17 protein-coding genes are annotated in these 15,747 nt (G+C 66.6%); 7 read left to right on the top strand and 10 right to left on the bottom strand.

What is annotated here, in order from left to right:
- Nucleotides 1–22: 22 nt before the first annotated feature.
- Complete coding sequence (gene hrpB / locus FCE95_RS08150; protein ID WP_137266537.1) at nucleotides 23–2,509, top strand: ATP-dependent helicase HrpB; 2,487 nt, start codon at nucleotides 23–25, stop codon at nucleotides 2,507–2,509.
- A gap of 172 nt (nucleotides 2,510–2,681) precedes the next feature.
- Nucleotides 2,682–3,029, top strand: coding sequence for a hypothetical protein (locus tag FCE95_RS08145; RefSeq protein ID WP_137266536.1), 348 nt, complete (start codon nucleotides 2,682–2,684; stop codon nucleotides 3,027–3,029).
- 95 nt (nucleotides 3,030–3,124) lie between these two features.
- Here FCE95_RS08145 and FCE95_RS08140 read toward each other — a convergent pair whose 3' ends face one another.
- The 4 genes from FCE95_RS08140 to FCE95_RS08125 all read right to left on the bottom strand — a co-directional run bounded on the left by FCE95_RS08140 (nucleotide 3,125) and on the right by FCE95_RS08125 (nucleotide 6,901).
- Nucleotides 3,125–4,237: a hybrid sensor histidine kinase/response regulator gene (locus tag FCE95_RS08140; protein ID WP_189644687.1), complete on the bottom strand. Its 1,113-nt coding sequence runs from the start codon at nucleotides 4,235–4,237 to the stop codon at nucleotides 3,125–3,127.
- 104 nt (nucleotides 4,238–4,341) lie between these two features.
- Nucleotides 4,342–4,896, bottom strand: coding sequence for a pseudouridine synthase (locus tag FCE95_RS08135; RefSeq protein ID WP_137266534.1), 555 nt, complete (start codon nucleotides 4,894–4,896; stop codon nucleotides 4,342–4,344).
- A 97-nt stretch (nucleotides 4,897–4,993) separates the two neighbouring features.
- The gene (locus tag FCE95_RS08130; protein WP_137266533.1) at nucleotides 4,994–5,827 is read right to left on the bottom strand and encodes a class I SAM-dependent methyltransferase; all 834 of its coding nucleotides are present in this window, start codon (nucleotides 5,825–5,827) and stop codon (nucleotides 4,994–4,996) included.
- Nucleotides 5,828–5,983: 156 nt separating this feature from the next.
- A complete protein-coding gene (locus FCE95_RS08125; RefSeq protein ID WP_137266532.1) occupies nucleotides 5,984–6,901 on the bottom strand; it encodes a LysR substrate-binding domain-containing protein in 918 nt (305 codons plus the stop codon).
- 109 nt (nucleotides 6,902–7,010) lie between these two features.
- Between FCE95_RS08125 and FCE95_RS08120 the strand changes: the two genes are divergently transcribed.
- From FCE95_RS08120 to FCE95_RS08110, 3 genes are read left to right on the top strand one after another with little or no spacing between them, the layout of a single operon-like run.
- Nucleotides 7,011–7,226 (top strand): hypothetical protein, encoded by a 216-nt coding sequence (locus FCE95_RS08120; RefSeq protein ID WP_137266531.1) that lies wholly within the window; start codon nucleotides 7,011–7,013, stop codon nucleotides 7,224–7,226.
- 26 nt (nucleotides 7,227–7,252) lie between these two features.
- On the top strand, nucleotides 7,253–7,624 hold the full coding sequence (locus FCE95_RS08115; RefSeq protein ID WP_137266530.1) for a hypothetical protein: 372 nt from the start codon (nucleotides 7,253–7,255) through the stop codon (nucleotides 7,622–7,624).
- 19 nt (nucleotides 7,625–7,643) lie between these two features.
- A complete protein-coding gene (locus FCE95_RS08110) occupies nucleotides 7,644–7,952 on the top strand; it encodes an antibiotic biosynthesis monooxygenase family protein (protein WP_137266529.1) in 309 nt (102 codons plus the stop codon).
- Between the two features lie 223 nt (nucleotides 7,953–8,175).
- Here the strand turns inward: FCE95_RS08110 and icd are convergent, their stop codons facing one another.
- From icd to FCE95_RS08080, 6 genes are all read right to left on the bottom strand, one after another.
- The gene (gene icd / locus FCE95_RS08105; protein WP_137266528.1) at nucleotides 8,176–9,507 is read right to left on the bottom strand and encodes an isocitrate dehydrogenase (NADP(+)); all 1,332 of its coding nucleotides are present in this window, start codon (nucleotides 9,505–9,507) and stop codon (nucleotides 8,176–8,178) included.
- A 116-nt stretch (nucleotides 9,508–9,623) separates the two neighbouring features.
- Entirely contained in the window at nucleotides 9,624–9,848 is a 225-nt protein-coding gene (locus FCE95_RS08100) for a hypothetical protein (RefSeq protein WP_137266527.1), read from the bottom strand.
- A 226-nt stretch (nucleotides 9,849–10,074) separates the two neighbouring features.
- A complete protein-coding gene (locus FCE95_RS08095; RefSeq protein WP_137266526.1) occupies nucleotides 10,075–10,563 on the bottom strand; it encodes a hypothetical protein in 489 nt (162 codons plus the stop codon).
- 31 nt (nucleotides 10,564–10,594) lie between these two features.
- Nucleotides 10,595–10,903, bottom strand: coding sequence for a LysM peptidoglycan-binding domain-containing protein (locus FCE95_RS08090; RefSeq protein WP_137266525.1), 309 nt, complete (start codon nucleotides 10,901–10,903; stop codon nucleotides 10,595–10,597).
- Nucleotides 10,904–11,000: 97 nt separating this feature from the next.
- The gene (queF, locus tag FCE95_RS08085; protein ID WP_137266524.1) at nucleotides 11,001–11,810 is read right to left on the bottom strand and encodes an NADPH-dependent 7-cyano-7-deazaguanine reductase QueF; all 810 of its coding nucleotides are present in this window, start codon (nucleotides 11,808–11,810) and stop codon (nucleotides 11,001–11,003) included.
- Between the two features lie 269 nt (nucleotides 11,811–12,079).
- On the bottom strand, nucleotides 12,080–13,387 hold the full coding sequence (locus FCE95_RS08080) for an amidohydrolase (RefSeq protein WP_137266523.1): 1,308 nt from the start codon (nucleotides 13,385–13,387) through the stop codon (nucleotides 12,080–12,082).
- Nucleotides 13,388–13,483: 96 nt separating this feature from the next.
- Between FCE95_RS08080 and FCE95_RS08075 the strand changes: the two genes are divergently transcribed.
- Nucleotides 13,484–14,860 (top strand): APC family permease, encoded by a 1,377-nt coding sequence (locus tag FCE95_RS08075; RefSeq protein WP_137266522.1) that lies wholly within the window; start codon nucleotides 13,484–13,486, stop codon nucleotides 14,858–14,860.
- Between the two features lie 131 nt (nucleotides 14,861–14,991).
- Complete coding sequence (locus FCE95_RS08070) at nucleotides 14,992–15,615, top strand: superoxide dismutase (RefSeq protein ID WP_137266521.1); 624 nt, start codon at nucleotides 14,992–14,994, stop codon at nucleotides 15,613–15,615.
- The last annotated feature ends 132 nt before the right edge of the window (nucleotides 15,616–15,747 follow it).

Below are 15,747 nucleotides of genomic sequence, written 5' to 3'. Positions count from 1 at the left end.
CGGAAACCATTATCCTGAGCGGATGGATTCCGCGTTCCCCATCGCCGAACTGCTGCCGCGCATCCGCGAGTCGCTGGCCGCGCATCCGCGCCTGGTGCTGGAAGCGCCGCCCGGCGCCGGCAAGACCACCCAAGTGCCGTTGGCGCTGCTCGATGCGGAGTGGCTCGGCGGCCGCAAGATCGTGATGCTCGAACCGCGACGCGTGGCGGCGCGCGCCGCGGCGGGTTTCATGGCGGCGCAACGCGGCGAGGCCGTCGGCGAAACGGTCGGCTACCGGATCCGCTTCGAGAACAAAATATCGGCGAAGACGCGGATCGAAGTGGTGACCGAAGGCATCCTGACCCGGATGCTGCAAGACGATCCGTCTTTGGACGGCGTCGGCGCCCTGCTGTTCGACGAATTCCACGAGCGCCACCTCGCCGGCGATTTGGGCCTGGCCTTGGCGCTGGACGTGCAGTCCGGCCTGCGCGAAGACCTGCGCATCGTGGTCATGTCGGCGACGCTGGACGGCGAGCGTCTCGCGCAATTCCTCGATGCGCCGCGCCTGGGCAGCGCCGGCCGCAGTTTTCCGGTGGCCGTGGCCCATTTCCCGGCGCGCCGCGAAGAATCGTTGGAAGCGCAGACGCGGCGCGCGATCGAACACGCGCTGGCGCAGCATCCGGGCGACGTGCTGGTGTTCTTGCCGGGGCAGCGCGAGATCGCGAGGGTCGAGTCCGCGTTGAAGGCGGGAAGCGGTACGGAGACGGCCGCGGTCGTGATTCCGCTGCACGGCGAACTTCCCATCGAAAAACAAGCCGAAGCGCTGCGTCCGGATCCGCAAGGCCGGCGCCGCGTGGTGCTGGCCACCAACGTCGCCGAATCCAGCGTGACTTTGCCGGGCGTGCGCGCGGTGATCGACAGCGGCTTGGCACGCGAGCCGCGCTACGACCCGAACTCCGGTTTTTCGCGCTTGGATGCGGTAGCGATTTCGCAAGCCTCAGCCGACCAGCGCGCCGGCCGCGCCGGTCGCGTCGCCGAAGGTTGGGCGTATCGCTTGTGGCCCGAATCGCAGCGCCTGGATCCGCAGCGCCGTCCCGAAATCGCGCAAGTGGAATTGGCTGGCTTGGCCTTGGAGCTGGCGGCGTGGGGCAGCGAGGCTTTGCGTTTCGTCGATCCGCCGCCCGCGGGCGCGATGGCCGCCGCGCGCGATCTGCTGCGCCGGCTCGGCGCGCTCGACGGCGAAGCGATCGCGCCTTTCGGAAGGCGCTTGCTCGCCCTCGGCACGCATCCGCGGATCGCGGCGATGCTGCTGTCGCCGCGCGCGGACGACGAACGCGCCTTAGCTTGCGATCTGGCCGCATTGATCGAAGCGCGCGACCCTTTACGCTCGCGTTCGGACGCGCTGGCCGAACGCTGGCGCGCGCTGGCCGCGTTCCGCAGCGGCCGCGGCGCGGGCGCCGCCAGCCGCAGCGCGTTGGCGGCGATCGACGCGGCCGCGAAGCAGTGGCGGCGGCGCTTGCGTCTGGAATCCGCGCCGCCGCCGGACGCGCCAGCGCATCTGCTCGGCGATCTGTTGCTGCATGCCTTCCCCGACCGCATCGCCTACCAGCATCCGGGCGATCCGCGCCGTTATCTGCTCGCCAACGGCCGCATGGCGCGCTTGTTCGACGACAGCGCCTTGTACGGCGAACCCTGGCTGGTGGCCAGCGAACTGCGTTTCGAAGCGAAGGACGCCCTGATCCTGCGCGGCGCGCCGTTGGACGAAGCGCGTTTGCGTCGCGATTTTCCGGAACGTTTCCGCGAGGTCGACGCGGTGCGTTGGGATCCCGCGCGGCGCGCGCTGACGGCGCTGCGCGAAAGCCGTTACGACGGCATCGTGCTGTCGTCGCGCCCGGCCGGCAGACCGGATCCCGCGCAAGCGGCGCAAGCGCTGACCGACGCGGTGCGCGAACTGGGTCTGGAAGCGCTGCCCTGGTCCGATGCGCTGTCGCAATGGCGCGAGCGCGTGCGCAGCCTGCGCGAATGGATGCCCGAACTCGGGCTGCCGGATCTTTCCGATGCCGTCTTGCTCGAAACGCTCGACGATTGGTTGCGCCCGGCGTTCGCCGGCAAAACGCGCTTGGACGCGCTGGACCAGGAAGCGCTGTCTTCCGCGCTGAGGGCCGCGCTCGATTGGAACCTGCGGCAGCGCATCGACCAGCTCGCTCCGGTGCGGATCGCAGTGCCGTCGGGCATGGAGCGCGGCATCGAATACCGGCACGGCGAACCGCCGGTATTGGCGGTGAAGCTGCAAGAACTGTTCGGCTTGGCCGACACGCCGCGGATCGCGGAAGGCCGCGTGCCACTGACCCTGCATTTGCTCTCGCCGGCGGGGCGTCCGTTGCAGGTCACGCAGGATTTGAAGGGATTTTGGGAACGCACCTATCCGGAAGTGAAGAAGGAAATGAAAGGGCGTTATCCCAAGCATCCCTGGCCGGACGATCCGTGGTCGGCGGTCGCGACCCATCGCGCGAAACCGCGCGGGACCTGATCGAGCTCCGTTTTCTGCGGGAGCGGCTTCAGCCGCGAGCTTTCAACCAAACTGCTAGCTGAAGGAAGAGCTCGCGGCTGAAGCCGCTCTCGCAAGAACCCTGGCCTTCTCACGCGGCCTGAACGCCCGCGCCCGGACACTGCGGGCCTGTTCCTCCGCCAGGAAGACCGACATGAGCAAACTCGAATCGCTGCCCGGACGCGCCTTGGAATTGGCCGGCAGCATCGGCCAAGGCATCCGCCAGGCGGTGCCCGACAGCGCGATCAAATGGGTCGAAACCGGGGCCGCGCTGACCGCGTTGAGGAGCGGCACGAAGGTCGCCACGCGATTGGTGAAGCGCAACCCGGCGGTCGCGGTGGCGGCCGTCGCCGCGGGCGGGCTGCTTTGGTACATGGCTCGGCGCCGCGCGAAACAGCGCGACGGCCAAGGCGCGATCGAAGGCACGTCGAAGCGGGTCGAAGCCAAGCGCGCGTCGCGGCCGGCGACATCGCGTTCGCGGCGCACCCCCGCCGCCGAGTAAGTCAGTGTTGTAGAGTCGAGCCTGCTCGACGGCTTTTCGTATCGTGATCAACAGCAGTCGAGCAGGCTCGACTCTGCCGAAGTGGAGCGCCGGGCCTACGAACCGCGCGCTTCGGGACGTTCGATCACGAACCGCGCGCCGCCGCCTTCGCGATCCTCGTACCAATGATGGCCGCCGGCGTTGGCGATGATCTGCCGCGCCAGCGACAGGCCCAGGCCGCTGGACATCGGATCGCTGCCCGTATGCTCGTCCAAGCGCACGAACGGCTTGAACAGATCGCGTTGGCGGTGCAAGGAGATGCCCGGTCCGCGGTCCTGCGCGATCAGTTGCCGATAGCCTTGCGCGCCGTTGCGCGCCGACAGTTCCAGCTCGCCGCCGGCCTGGGCGTATTTGATCGCGTTGGTGACCAGGTTTTCGGCCACCTGGCGCAGCACCAGGCCGTCGATCGCCACGCGCGCCTCGTCGCTCGGCATCCGCACGATCAATCGCATGCCGCGCGCCTCCAGTTGCATCTCGTAGCGGCGCACCAGCCATTCCATCGCTTCGCCCAGATCGCAGGTCGCCGGCGGCGCCGCAGTGCTGCGCGCCTGCTGCGCGGCCGATTGCATTTCCAGATATCGGTGGATGTAGTCGATGGCGTCCTGCGCGCTTTCCCGGATCACGTGCAGATAATGCGGCGCCCGTTCCGGGCGGGCGGCGCCGCTCATCAGCAGATCGCTGGCGAACAGCACGCTGCTCAAGGGATTCTTCAGATCGTGCGCGACCAAGTTGACTAGTTCCTCGCGTTCGCGGGCGACCCGTTCCAGCCGGTCGCGGGTCAGCTTCAAGCCGATGTGCGCGCTGACCCGCGCCAACAGTTCTTCGGGCGTGAACGGCTTGGTGACGTAATCGACGGCGCCGGCGTCGAAAGCGCGCAGCAGCAAGTCGCGATCGTGGGCGGCGGTGAGGAACACCACCGGAATGCGCAGCAGTTCTTCGTGCTGCTTGAGCTGGGCGATCAGGCCGAAACCGTCCATGCCCGGCATCATCATGTCCAACAGCACCAAGTCCGGCGCGTGCCGGCGGCACAGTTCCAATGCGGTCGGGCCGTCGCCGGCGTTGTCCACTTCGTAGCCCTGCCGGGACAGCAGGGTGCTGACCACGCGCAGGTTGGCCGGCTGGTCGTCGACGACCAGGATCCTGCCCGCATGGTTGGCCGTTACGATCATTCCGCCCCCGAACCGACTACCTATCGCCATCGGCGCGACGACGGTATCAGGTCCGCCGAACATCCGACAACGTATTCAGCCTAGCGAACGGCGTCCCTGAATGGTTAAGCGCCCGGCCGAATATCGATGCTTCGCCACGTCCCGGGTCGCAATCCGTCCAGCCCATGGTCGGCGACGGCGACGCGCACCAAGCGCAAGGTCGGCAAACCGACCGCGGCGGTCATCCGCCGTACCTGCCGATTGCGGCCTTCGGAGATCGCCAATTCCAGCCACGCGTCGGGCACGGTCTTGCGCATGCGCACCGGCGGATCGCGCGGCCACAGCGAGGGTGCGGCGTCGAGCAAGCGCGCTTGCGCCGGCGCGGTGGGGCCGTCGTTGAGCGTCACGCCGTCGCGCAAGGCTCGCAACTGTTCGGGTTGCGGCGCGCCTTCCACTTGCACCCAGTAAGTCTTGGATCGTTTGTGGCGCGGATCGGTCAGCCGGTGCGCCAGCGCGCCGTCGTCGGTCAGCAGCAGCAGGCCTTCGGAATCGAAATCGAGCCGGCCCGCGGGGTAGACGTCCGCGGGCAAGCCGAATTCGGCGAGCGTGCGGCGCGGCGGCGCGCTGCGGTCGGTGAATTGGCACAGCACGCCGTAGGGTTTGTTGAAGGCGATCAGCATCGGACGGGAATCCCGTAGCCCGGGTAAGCGCAGCGCACCCGGGGTCGAGCCGCGATCGTGTCTCGGGTGCGCTGCGCTTACCCGGGCTACACAGGCCTCAAGCCTTCGGCTTGACGAACCGCAACGTCATCCGGTCGCTTTCGCCGATCGCCTTGTACTTGGCGTCGTCGGCCGCGTCGTGGCGATTGGTCGGCGGCAGCGTCCACACGCCGTTCGGGTGGTCGGTGGTGTCCTTCGCGTTGGCGTTGATCTCGCTCTTCGCCTGGAGCCTGAAGCCGGCGTCGGTGGCCAGCTTGATCACCAGCGCTTCGGTGAGATAGCCGGATTCCTTCATCTTTTCCAGATCGGTGCCGGGCTTGGCGCGATGGTCGGCCACGCCGAGCGTGCCGCCCGGCTTGAGCACGGCGTAGAACGCTTTGAAATAGCTTTCCGCATTGCCCGCATCCACCCAGTTGTGGACGTTGCGGAAAGTCAGCACCGCGTCGGCGCTGCCGGCCGCGCCGAACGACGGCGCCTTGGCGTCGAACTCGGCGATCTTGACGCCGCCGTAGCGCGCTTTGTCGGCGGCGAACTTGTCGGTGAGCGCTTTGTTGTTGCGGCCGCCGTAGCTGTTGGGGTCGGAAGCCTTGGCCAGCGCGGCTACGTACTGGCCCTTGGCCTGCAGATACGGCGCCAGGATTTCGCTGTACCAGCCGCCGCCCGGAGTGATTTCGACGACGGTCTGGTTCGGCTTCACGCCGAAGAAAGTCAGCGTTTGCGCCGGATGGCGGTAGACGTCGCGGGCGACGTTCTTCGGATCGCGCCATTGGCCGGCGATGGCGGCGCTCAGCGCGGGATCGGTTTTGGCCGCGGGCTTGTCGGCGGCGACGGCCGAAAACGCGCAGGCGCAAAGCAGCGCTGCGGCGAGCAGGGGTTTGGCGGAAAGGCGCATCACGATCTCCAGCGGGCGGGAGGGCCGATTGCAACGCGGCTGCGCGTCCGGCGCAAGTCTCGAAGGCCACGGAACGTAGAGTCGAGCTCGCTCGACTGCTTTTTCGCTTCGCGCATGTAAGCCACGGCCGTTAAGGGCAGTCGAGCAAGCTCGACTCTACGAAGACGAGGCGTCGGCCGGCCCCGCGCCTTCCATATGCTGCGCATGCTCGTCGGCTTTGCCGCGCAGCCATTCGCGGAAGGCGAGCAGGCCGCGGTGCGTGGCCGAGCGCGACGGATAGACCAGGTAATGCGCATAGTCGGTTTTCATCCGCTCGCGGGTCAGGCGCACCAATTGCCCCGAATCGAGCAGCAGTCGCGCGCGCGTCAGCCGTCCCAGCGCGACGCCCACGCCGTCGAGCGCGGCGCGATGGTGGGCTTCGGAATCGTCGAAATACGCCACGTAACGCGCCGGCGGCTCGATGCCGTGGCGCGCGAACCAGCGGTTCCATTGTCCGTCCGGATCGCCGAGCAGCGGCCAGTCGCGCAGGGTCTGCAAGCTCGGCCGGCCCATCTTCGCGATCAGCGCGGGGCTGGCCATCGGCACCAGCCATTCGTCGAACAGATGCTCGGCGGTCACGCCGGGCCAGTGGCCGTAGCCGATGCGAAGCGCCGCGTCGACGCCGGTGTCGCGGGCGAAATCGACCACCGCCGAGCTCGATTGCAGATTGATCTCGATCTGCGGATGCGCGGCCAGGAAGTCGCTCAGCCGCGGCACCAGCCAGGCCGAGGCCATCGAGGGCGTCGCGCTGACGGTCAGCACGTCGTCGTGCCTGGCCGCGTACGGGCGCAGGGCTTGATTGATCGCGTCGAGGTGCGGCGCGACGCGTTCCAATAAGCGCTCGCCGTCCGCGGTCAGGCCGACCCCGCGCGAATTGCGCACCAGCAGCTGCTGGCCCAACCGCTCCTCCAGCCCGCGCATCTGGTGGCTGAGCGCGCTGACGGTCAGGTTCAGCGATTCGGCCGCGCGCGACAGGTTGCCCAGCCGGGCGGCGGCGATGAAGCCTTGCAGGGCGTGCAGCGGGGGGCGGCTCATAGCTTTGATTTGAATTGAATTCAACAAAGACTTGCAAAAGCGTCGCTTTTGCTAGGGAAAGCATGCGCCTATCTTTCATCCCACTCAAGTAGTTTCATGGGAGCCGATCATGAATCTCTATACCGGATTGCTGTTCCAGCAGGGCTATATCCAGGACCCGCAGCTGGCGTTGAGCCTGGCCGGCAAGACCGACCAGGGCGAGCCGATTCCCTGCGAGCCGCAGGCGGATGAGCCCCGTCGTCCGGCGCGGCCCGAGCGGCGCGCTTCGTTCCGGCGCGGCGCCATCTTCGCGGTCTGCTCGACCTCGCTGTCGCCGTTCCGCTGATGGCAGGCGAATCCACGCTGCGATCCATGCACCGGACCGCGCTGACCGCGATCGCGCCGGAGATCTACCGCAAGCGCTTGCTGGTCGAAGGCTACTACCGCACCGAAGTCGATGAGGATTCGGTGCGGGCTTACTTCGCCCGGATCACCGGCGACTTGAACTTGCGTACTTACGGCGAGCCGATCGTCCACCGCACCAGCGGCGCAGGCAAAGCGGCGAACGAAGGCTACGACGGTTTCGTGCCGCTGATCGACTCGGGCATCTACGTCGCGGTCTGGACCGGGCCGCGTTTCGTGTCCACGGTGATCTACACCTGCGCCGATTTCGACGAAGACCGCGCGGTCGGGTCCGTGCGCGATTTCTTTTCCCTGGCCGAACACGAAGCGGCCGTGTTCTGACTTTCGCGAGGACGAGGCTTTGATCGCAAGACTCTGGCATGGCATCACCCTGACCGCGGTCGCGGACGAATACCTGAAATTCCTGCGCGAGCGCGCGGTGCCGGATTACCGCGGCACGCCGGGCAATCGGTCGGTGAGCCTGATGCACCGCAAGGCCGGACGGATCGCGCATTTCCTGATCCTGACCCATTGGGATTCGATGGACGCGATCGAAGCCTTCGCCGGCAGCGACGTCGAGAAGGCCAAGTATTACCCCGAAGATGCGGGTTTCCTGCTCGAGTACGAGCCCAACGTCGTCCACTACGAAGTCGACGGCACCGCTTTGTAGAGCGGAGCTTGCTCGCCGATTTTGCCGTTGCTGTTGCTCGTGTAGAGCGGAGCTTGCTCCGCTGCTCTGGATTTTCGCCCTCGTCCGAAAAGCAGCGGAGCAAGCTCCGCTCTACACAAGCAAAGAGCCAAGGCAGCGGAGCGAGCCCCGCTCTACAAAGCCAGGCCCAAACAAAAAAGCCCGGCTTGCGCCGGGCTTTTGAGGTCGTTGCGAAACGGCCGCTTCAGAGATGCTTGATGATCTCGTCCGCGAACTCGCTGCACTTCACTTCGGTGGCGCCGTCCATCAGGCGGGCGAAGTCGTAGGTGACGCGCTTGGAGCCGATGGCCTTGTCCATCGCGGCGATGATCGCATCCGCCGCTTCGGTCCATCCCATGTAGCGCAGCATCATTTCGCCGGACAGGATCACCGAGCCCGGATTGACCTTGTCCTGGTTGGCGTACTTCGGCGCGGTGCCGTGGGTCGCTTCGAACACGGCGTGGCCGGTGACGTAGTTGATGTTGGCGCCCGGCGCGATGCCGATGCCGCCGACCTGCGCGGCCAGCGCGTCGGACAAATAATCGCCATTGAGGTTGAGCGTGGCGACCACGTCGTATTCCTTCGGCCGCAGCAGGATCTGCTGCAGGAAGGCGTCGGCGATCGCGTCCTTGATCACGATGCCCGCGCCCGGCTTGCCTTCCGGGATCACGTGCCAGGGGCCGCCGTCCAGTTCGACCGCGCCGAAGGATTCGCGCGCGACCTGGTAGCCGAAGTCGCGGAACGCGCCTTCGCTGAACTTCATGATGTTGCCCTTGTGCACCAGCGTCACCGACTTGGCGCCGGTGATGATCGCGTAGGTGATCGCGCTGTGCACCAGGCGCTCGGTGCCCTGGTAGCTCACCGGCTTGATGCCGACGCCGACCTGCACCTTGCTGGCGCGCGCCGGCATGCCGATGCCTTGCAATTGCTTGTCCCAGGCGTCGATCTTGTCCTGGGTGCCGAAACGGATCTTGTCGAACGACTTCGGGAATTCCTTCTGCAGGAAGTCGAGCACTTTCTGCGCGTCGGCGCTGCCGGGTTCGAACTCGATGCCGGCGTAGATGTCCTCGGTGTTCTCGCGGAAGATGGTCATGTTGACGTCGCCCGGCTTCTTCACCGGCGAAGGCACGCCTTCGAACCAGCGCACCGGGCGCAGGCAGACGTACAGGTCCAGCATCTGGCGCAGCGCGACGTTGAGCGAGCGGATGCCGCCACCGACCGGCGTGGTCAGCGGGCCCTTGATCGAAACCAGGTAATCGCGGCAGGCGTCGACGGTAGCGTCGGGCAGCCAGTTGCCGGTGGCGTTGAAGGCTTTCTCGCCGGCCAGCACTTCCATCCACTCGATCTTTTTCTTGCCGCTGTAGGCTTTGGCCACCGCGGCGTCGAGCACGCGCACGCTGGCGCGCCAGATGTCGGGGCCGGTGCCGTCGCCTTCGATGAAGGGAACGATGGGGCGGTCGGGGACGTTGAGTCCGCCGGGCTGCTTGGTGATCTTGGCGCCGCCGGCGGGCGGCGTCGGGAGGGACGCGTCGGACAAGGGGATTTCTCCTGCGATGCCGCGCAACGTACGGCGCGGGCCAGGGGCGTATTGTCGCGGTTTGCGCGGCCGGGGGCAAAGGGCGGGCCGGTTCTCTTGCGGCACCCGACCGGTCTTCAGCCGTCATTCCCGCGGAGGCGGGAATCCAGCGACTTTGCTTTTTTGCTCGTCATCCCGGCGAAAGCCGGGACCCAGGGGGCGCCGATGCGCGTGATGATCGCGATGCGACTCATCGCATGGACAAAGGCTTCCGGGCTGACGCCCGGGTCACTTTCTTTGCTGGCACAAAGAAAGTAACCAAAGAAAGTGCCCAACTTCAACGGCGGTGCGTAGCGTCGCATTTCTCGATCCGCCGGGCGCTGCAACTGGACAGCACGCCGATTCTCGGTCTCGGTCCGTAGTTCGATGGTGGACCGTTCGTATTGGCGTCGCTTCGCTGCGTGATCGCTGGCGCTCCAGAAGAATGAATTTGCCGCGTTTGCGACATTAGAAAAATGCGTCGGCGCGAAAGGAAAAAAGAAGGCGCGGCTTTCGCCGCGCCTTCTTCGGTTCCGCGAACTTCGCGTATCAGTTCTTGACTTCGATCGACTGCTGCGTGCCCGCCGGTGCGCCGTTCAAGGTCACATCGACGGTGTACTTGCCGGCCGGCCACGGGTTGGCGTTGCTGAACTCGATGTTCGTGGTTTCCGGGCCGTTGGTGTTGATCGTCTGCTTCTGTTCGCCGGCGACTTGGCCGTCCTGGTAAGTCAGCTTGGCGCCGACTTCGACGTTGCTGGCGGCGCCGTCGGTCTTCACCGAAACGATGATCTTGTCGCCGGACTTGAACGAAGTCGCGGCGGCGACGGACTTGTCTGCTGCGGCCGTGGTGCCGACGGTGACGCCGCTGACGGTCGCGGCGGCGGGCGCCGGCGCGGGCGGGGTGGCTTCCGGCATCGGCGCCGGTTCGGTGGCGGCCGGCGGTGCGGCGGCGGGTTCTTCCTTCTTCTTGCAACCGACCAGGGCGACGGAGCCGGCCAAGGCGACGATCAGTGCGTAAGCGAGAGTCTTGCGGTTCATGGAGGTGTCCTCGAGAGGCGGGAAAGGAGGGTCAGTCGTTATCGGCGGCAGGAATCTTCAGCACCTGGCCGGGCTTGATCAGATCCGGATCGTCGAGCTGGTCGCGGTTGGCTTCGAAGATCGCGTGCCACTTGCTGGACTTGCCGTAGAACTGCTTGGAAATGTGCGACAGCGTGTCTCCTTTCTGCACGGTGTAGGTCTGCTCGGGCGATCCCACCTTCTCGGCGGTGGTATCCACCTTGGCGGTGACGCCGGAAAAGTCGGCCTTCTCCACCTTGTCCGCGGTGGTATCGACCTTGGCGCTTACGCCGGAAAAATCCGCTTTCTTGTCGTTGCTCATGTCGGCTCCTTACCCGGACCCGGTCCGGATGGCGCACGTTTGCACGAGTCTTGTTAAGAAAGCATTGCGGCTATGTGAACCGGACGTACGAAAACGGTTACTGCCGAGGGTCGCGCCGCGGCTCGGGCGCGGTCCGGTCCGGGGTCGCCCGCCAAGGGTTGATGTCCAAGCCGCCGCGGCGGGTGTAGCGCGCCTCGACCGACAACGACCCCGGCGCGCAGCGCGCCATCACGTCGACGAAAATCCGCTCCACGCACTGCTCGTGGAATTCGGCGTGGTCGCGGAACGAGACCAGGTAGCGCAACAGGCCGGCGCGATCCAGACGCGGGCCGCGATAGCTCACGCGCAGGCTGGCCCAATCCGGTTGCCCGGTGACCGGGCAGTTCGATTTCAGCAGGGACGAAGCCAGGGTTTCTTCGACGATCGCGCTCGGGTCCGCTTTCAGCCAAGCGGGATCGGGCGGGCCGTAGCGGTCGATGTCGATATCGAGCGCGTCGATGGATTCGGCTTCGTCGGCGTCGCCGAAAGGCGGCAGCCCGAATTCGGCGGCGACGTCGGCGCCGGCCGCTTGCGACAAGTCTTCGACCATCGTCGAAAGCACCGCATCGGCGCCGTCGAAGCGATGCGCGTTGAAGGAGTTCAAGTACAGCTTGAGAGATTTGGATTCGATCAGGTTCGGCGAATCCGCGGGCACCCGCAGCGTGGCGGTGCCCATTTGCGGCTTGCCGCGCGGGTCCAGCCAGCTCAGTTCGTAGGCGTGCCAACGATCGTAGCCGACGAAGGGCAAGGCCTCGTCCCAAACGCCGAGCGCGGTGCGGCCCAACGCGCGCGGGATCGAATAGAGCAGCGCGGGGTCGTAGTGCGCCGGGTAGGCGACTTCGCGGCCGAGGGGAAGGGCGGGGGTCATGCGCGCATATTAATGCGCTGGCGCGGGTTTGTTCGTCGAATAGCGAGGAATGTTGGAGATTCTGTTTTGCTTCAAAAATGAAACAGCAGCAGCGATGCGGCAGCTTTTTCCTCTCCCCTTGCGGGAGAGGATGCCCGAAGGGCAGGAGCGGGGAACGAGCGAAGCGAGTGCTCTTCCTCGGTTTGCAGCATTTGGCCAAAAGCCGACCCCTCTCCCTGGCGCTTCGCGCCTGTCCCTCTCCCGCAAGAGGGAGAGGGACTAAAGCGCGGCTACTTCGCGGCTGCGCCGCCGTGCAGATAATCCAAAGCCACCTGCAGCATCGCCCGCGTACCCAGCTTCAGTGCCGATTCGTCCAAGAAGAATTCCGGCGAATGGTTGCTCGGCGCCTTCGAGGCGTCTTGCCCTTGCGGCGTCGCGCCGACGAAGAAGAACAGCCCCGGCGCTTGCCGCGCGTAATACGAGAAATCCTCCGAACCCATCACCAGCGGCATGTCGACCACGTTCTGCGCGCCCGCGATCTTCTCCAAGCTCGGCCGCATCCGCGCGGCCAGCGCGGGATCGTTGACGGTGACCGGGTTGCCTTCGGTTTCCAGCGGAATCTTCGCGTCGACCGTAGCGCCGTGCGCGGCGGCGACGTGTTCGGCGAGGTTCTTCAAGCGCGCGAACACGTCCTGGCGCATGCCTTCGTCGAAGGTGCGGATGGTGCCGATGGTCTGCACTTGATCGGGAATGATGTTGTGGCGCACGCCGCCCTTGACCGCGCCGAAGGTGAGCACCACCGGCTGCTTGCTGATGTCCATCTGGCGGCTGACGATGGTCTGCGCGTTGTCGATGATCTGCGCGGTCGCCACGATCGGATCGACCCCGCTCCACGGCCGCGAGCCGTGCGTCTGGCGTCCCTTCACGGTGAGTTCGAACCGGTCGGAAGCGGCCATCGTCGGCCCCGCGCGCAAGCCGATCTGGCCGGCGTTGAGCGTGCTGAATACGTGCAGGCCGAACACCGCGTCGGGTTTGGAATCGGCGAACAAGCCTTGTTCCAGCATTAGCGGTGCGCCGCCGCGCTCGCCGTCCGGCGGGCCTTCTTCCGCCGGTTGGAATACGAACAGCACCTCGCCCGGCAGTTCGGCCTTCATCGCGACCAGCGCTTCGGCCACGCCCATCAGGATCGCGGTGTGCGCATCGTGGCCGCAGGCGTGCATCACGCCGACGGTTTCGCCGCGGAAGGTGGCGGTGGTCTTGGATGCGAACGGCAGCGCATTGCGTTCGGTCACCGGCAACGCGTCCATGTCGGCGCGCAAGGCGATCCGCGGCCCGGGCTTGCCGCCTTTCAGCAGTGCGGTCACGCCGGTGTGGGCGACGCCGGTCTTGGGCTGCAAGCCGAGCTTGCGCAGATGGTCGGCGACCAGTTTGGCGGTGCGCGTTTCGCGGTTGCCGAGTTCGGGGTGCTGGTGGAGGTCGCGGCGCCAGGCCAGCACCTTCGCGTCGACCTTCGCGGCCAGGGCATCGGCGTCCGCGGCGTCGGCTTGCGGAGCGATCGACATCAACGCGCCGAGCGCGGCCAGGGTGAGGAATCGCATCGTCGGGCTCCGTCCGGAACGCAGCGATGCTAACCCAGCACTCGCGTCCGGGGGCGGGTCCGTGCGAGTCTGCGCCGTCCGGGAACGAGGCCGACCATGAGCGATCCACGATCCGCCCCCCACGGCGGCGCATTGCAAGGCGAGGCCGCGTTGGTGCGCGCGGTGGGATCGTTCGCGTTGACCGCGGCGGTGATCAACATCATCGTCGGCGCCGGCATCTTCAAGATGCCGGCCACGCTGTCGGCGCAAATGGGCGCGGCCGCGCCGCTGGCGTTGATCGCCGGCGCGCTGGCGATCCTGCCGGTCGCCTTATGCTTCGCCGCGGTCGGCAGCCGCGCGGCGGCGACGGGCGGGCCTTACACCTACGCCAGCGCGGCGTTCGGGCCGTTCGCCGGTTTCGTCGCCGGCGCGTTGATGTGGATCAGCAACGTCGCTTCCAGCGCCGGCGTCGCCGCCGCACTGGGCGTGCAGGTCGCCAGCTTGTTCCCCGCGTTCGAAACGCCGCAAATGCGCGCGGCGCTGTTGGCCGGCGTCTATCTGATCATCTTCCTGTTGAACGCGTTCGGCGTGAAGCTCGGCGCGCGCGCGATCGCCACCCTGGCGACGCTGAAACTGACGCCGCTGTTCCTGCTGACCGCGGTGGGCCTGTTCTTCGTCGATTGGACGCAGGTGAACTGGACCGACGTGCCGTCGTGGGGCGCGATGGGCACCTCGATGGTGTTGGTGATGTTCGCCTACTCCGGCATGGAGACCGCGCTGATCCCGTCGGGCGAAGTGCGCGACGTGTCGCGCAGCGTGCCGCGCGCGACGATCGCCGCGATCCTGCTGGTAGTGCTGCTGTATCTGGGCCTGCAGATCGTCAGCCAGGGCGTGCTCGGGCTTGCGCTCGGCAAAAGCGGCGTGCCGCTGGCCGACACCGCCGGCGCGCTGTGGCAGCCGGCGCGCGTGCTGTTGCTGCTCACCGCGTGCGTGTCGATGCTCGGCTTCCTGATGGGCAATCTGCTCGGCACGTCGCGCCTGGTCTACGCGCTCGGCCGCGACGGCTATCTGCCCAGCGCTTTCGGCGCGGTCAGCGCCAAATACCGCGTCCCGCTGCTCGCGATCACCGCCCACGCCGGTTGCGCTTGCGTCTTGGCTTTGGCCAGCGTGCTGGACGTGTCGTCGTTGGTGTCCGGCGGCTTCGACGCGCTGGTGCTGATTTCCGGCGGCGGCAACTGCCTGGTCTACATCCTGGTGTGCGCGTCGGCTTGGCGCTTGCAACGGTTGGACCTGCGCGAACGCGGCGAACCCTTCGTGCTGCCGGGAGGCGCGATCCTGGTGCCGCTGATTTCGGTGCTGGCCATGACCGCGATCGTGGCGACGTTGACCGCCAAGGAATGGATGGCGCTCGGCGGCGCTTTGGCATTGCTCATCGCGCTGTACGCGGCGCTCAGCGTCGTCCGCCGACGCCGCTTGGCGCAGCAGGCGAGTTGACGCGGTCTTAACTTGAGCGCGCCGCAGCACCGCGCAACACATCGTCCTGACGGCTCTTTCATCGCCGCTCTTCCATCATGCGCGGGCAGGCGCCATATCGGTTGCGCCAACCCCCACGATGGAGCAGGACGATGGCTTACACGCTTCCCAAACTGCCTTACGCCTACGACGCGCTCGAACCGCACGTCGACGCGAAGACGATGGAAATCCACCACACCAAGCACCACCAGACCTATGTCGACAAGCTCAACGAAGCGGTCGACGGCACGCCGCTGGCCGACAAGCCGGTCGAAGCGCTGATCCGCGATCTGGACGCCGTGCCCGAAGCCAAGCGCGGCGCGGTGCGCAACCACGGCGGCGGCCATGCCAACCACAGCTTGTTCTGGACGGTGATGAGTCCCGACGGCGGCGGCCAGCCCGACGGCGATTTGGCGAAAGCGATCGACAGCGATCTCGGCGGCTTCGACAAATTCAAGGAAGCCTTCACCAAGGCCGCGGTCGGCCGTTTCGGCAGCGGCTGGGCTTGGCTGGTCGTCGACGGCAAGGGCAAGTTGGCGGTGGAAGACAGCGGCAACCAGGACAGCCCGCTGATGAAGGGCGTCGGCTCCGGCCATACGCCGATCCTCGGCTTGGACGTGTGGGAACACGCGTATTACCTGAAGTACCAGAACCGCCGACCCGAATACATCGCCGCGTTCTACAACGTGATCGACTGGAAGGAAGTGGCGCGGCGTTACGCCGAGGCCAAAGGCTGATTTTTGCTTGTGTAGAGCGGAGCTTGCTCCGTTGCTTTGCTTGTCTCCTTCCCCTTCAAGGGGGAAGGCTGGGGATGGGTTCACGCCGCGGCTCGAAACCCATCCCCACACAACCCTCCCTTGAGGGGAGGA

This window comes from Luteimonas gilva (assembly GCF_005239095.1).
GTDB classification, from domain to species: domain Bacteria; phylum Pseudomonadota; class Gammaproteobacteria; order Xanthomonadales; family Xanthomonadaceae; genus Luteimonas_C; species Luteimonas_C gilva.
The sequence above is the reverse complement of the archived record's forward strand: the minus strand, read 5'-3'. Positions and strand labels throughout refer to the sequence as shown.

Bases quoted from the DNA above. Each gene is read 5' to 3' on its own strand.
- hrpB (WP_137266537.1), top strand. From the start codon at position 23: ATGGATTCCGCGTTCCCCATCGCCGAACTGCTGCCGCGCATCCGCGAG.
- FCE95_RS08145 (WP_137266536.1), top strand. From the start codon at position 2,682: ATGAGCAAACTCGAATCGCTGCCCGGACGCGCCTTGGAATTGGCCGGC.
- FCE95_RS08140 (WP_189644687.1), bottom strand. From the start codon at position 4,237: ATGATCGTAACGGCCAACCATGCGGGCAGGATCCTGGTCGTCGACGAC.
- FCE95_RS08135 (WP_137266534.1), bottom strand. From the start codon at position 4,896: ATGCTGATCGCCTTCAACAAACCCTACGGCGTGCTGTGCCAATTCACC.
- FCE95_RS08130 (WP_137266533.1), bottom strand. From the start codon at position 5,827: ATGCGCCTTTCCGCCAAACCCCTGCTCGCCGCAGCGCTGCTTTGCGCC.
- FCE95_RS08125 (WP_137266532.1), bottom strand. From the start codon at position 6,901: ATGAGCCGCCCCCCGCTGCACGCCCTGCAAGGCTTCATCGCCGCCGCC.
- FCE95_RS08120 (WP_137266531.1), top strand. From the start codon at position 7,011: ATGAATCTCTATACCGGATTGCTGTTCCAGCAGGGCTATATCCAGGAC.
- FCE95_RS08115 (WP_137266530.1), top strand. From the start codon at position 7,253: ATGCACCGGACCGCGCTGACCGCGATCGCGCCGGAGATCTACCGCAAG.
- FCE95_RS08100 (WP_137266527.1), bottom strand. From the start codon at position 9,848: ATGCGACGCTACGCACCGCCGTTGAAGTTGGGCACTTTCTTTGGTTAC.
- FCE95_RS08095 (WP_137266526.1), bottom strand. From the start codon at position 10,563: ATGAACCGCAAGACTCTCGCTTACGCACTGATCGTCGCCTTGGCCGGC.
- FCE95_RS08090 (WP_137266525.1), bottom strand. From the start codon at position 10,903: ATGAGCAACGACAAGAAAGCGGATTTTTCCGGCGTAAGCGCCAAGGTC.
- queF (WP_137266524.1), bottom strand. From the start codon at position 11,810: ATGACCCCCGCCCTTCCCCTCGGCCGCGAAGTCGCCTACCCGGCGCAC.
- FCE95_RS08080 (WP_137266523.1), bottom strand. From the start codon at position 13,387: ATGCGATTCCTCACCCTGGCCGCGCTCGGCGCGTTGATGTCGATCGCT.
- FCE95_RS08075 (WP_137266522.1), top strand. From the start codon at position 13,484: ATGAGCGATCCACGATCCGCCCCCCACGGCGGCGCATTGCAAGGCGAG.
- FCE95_RS08070 (WP_137266521.1), top strand. From the start codon at position 14,992: ATGGCTTACACGCTTCCCAAACTGCCTTACGCCTACGACGCGCTCGAA.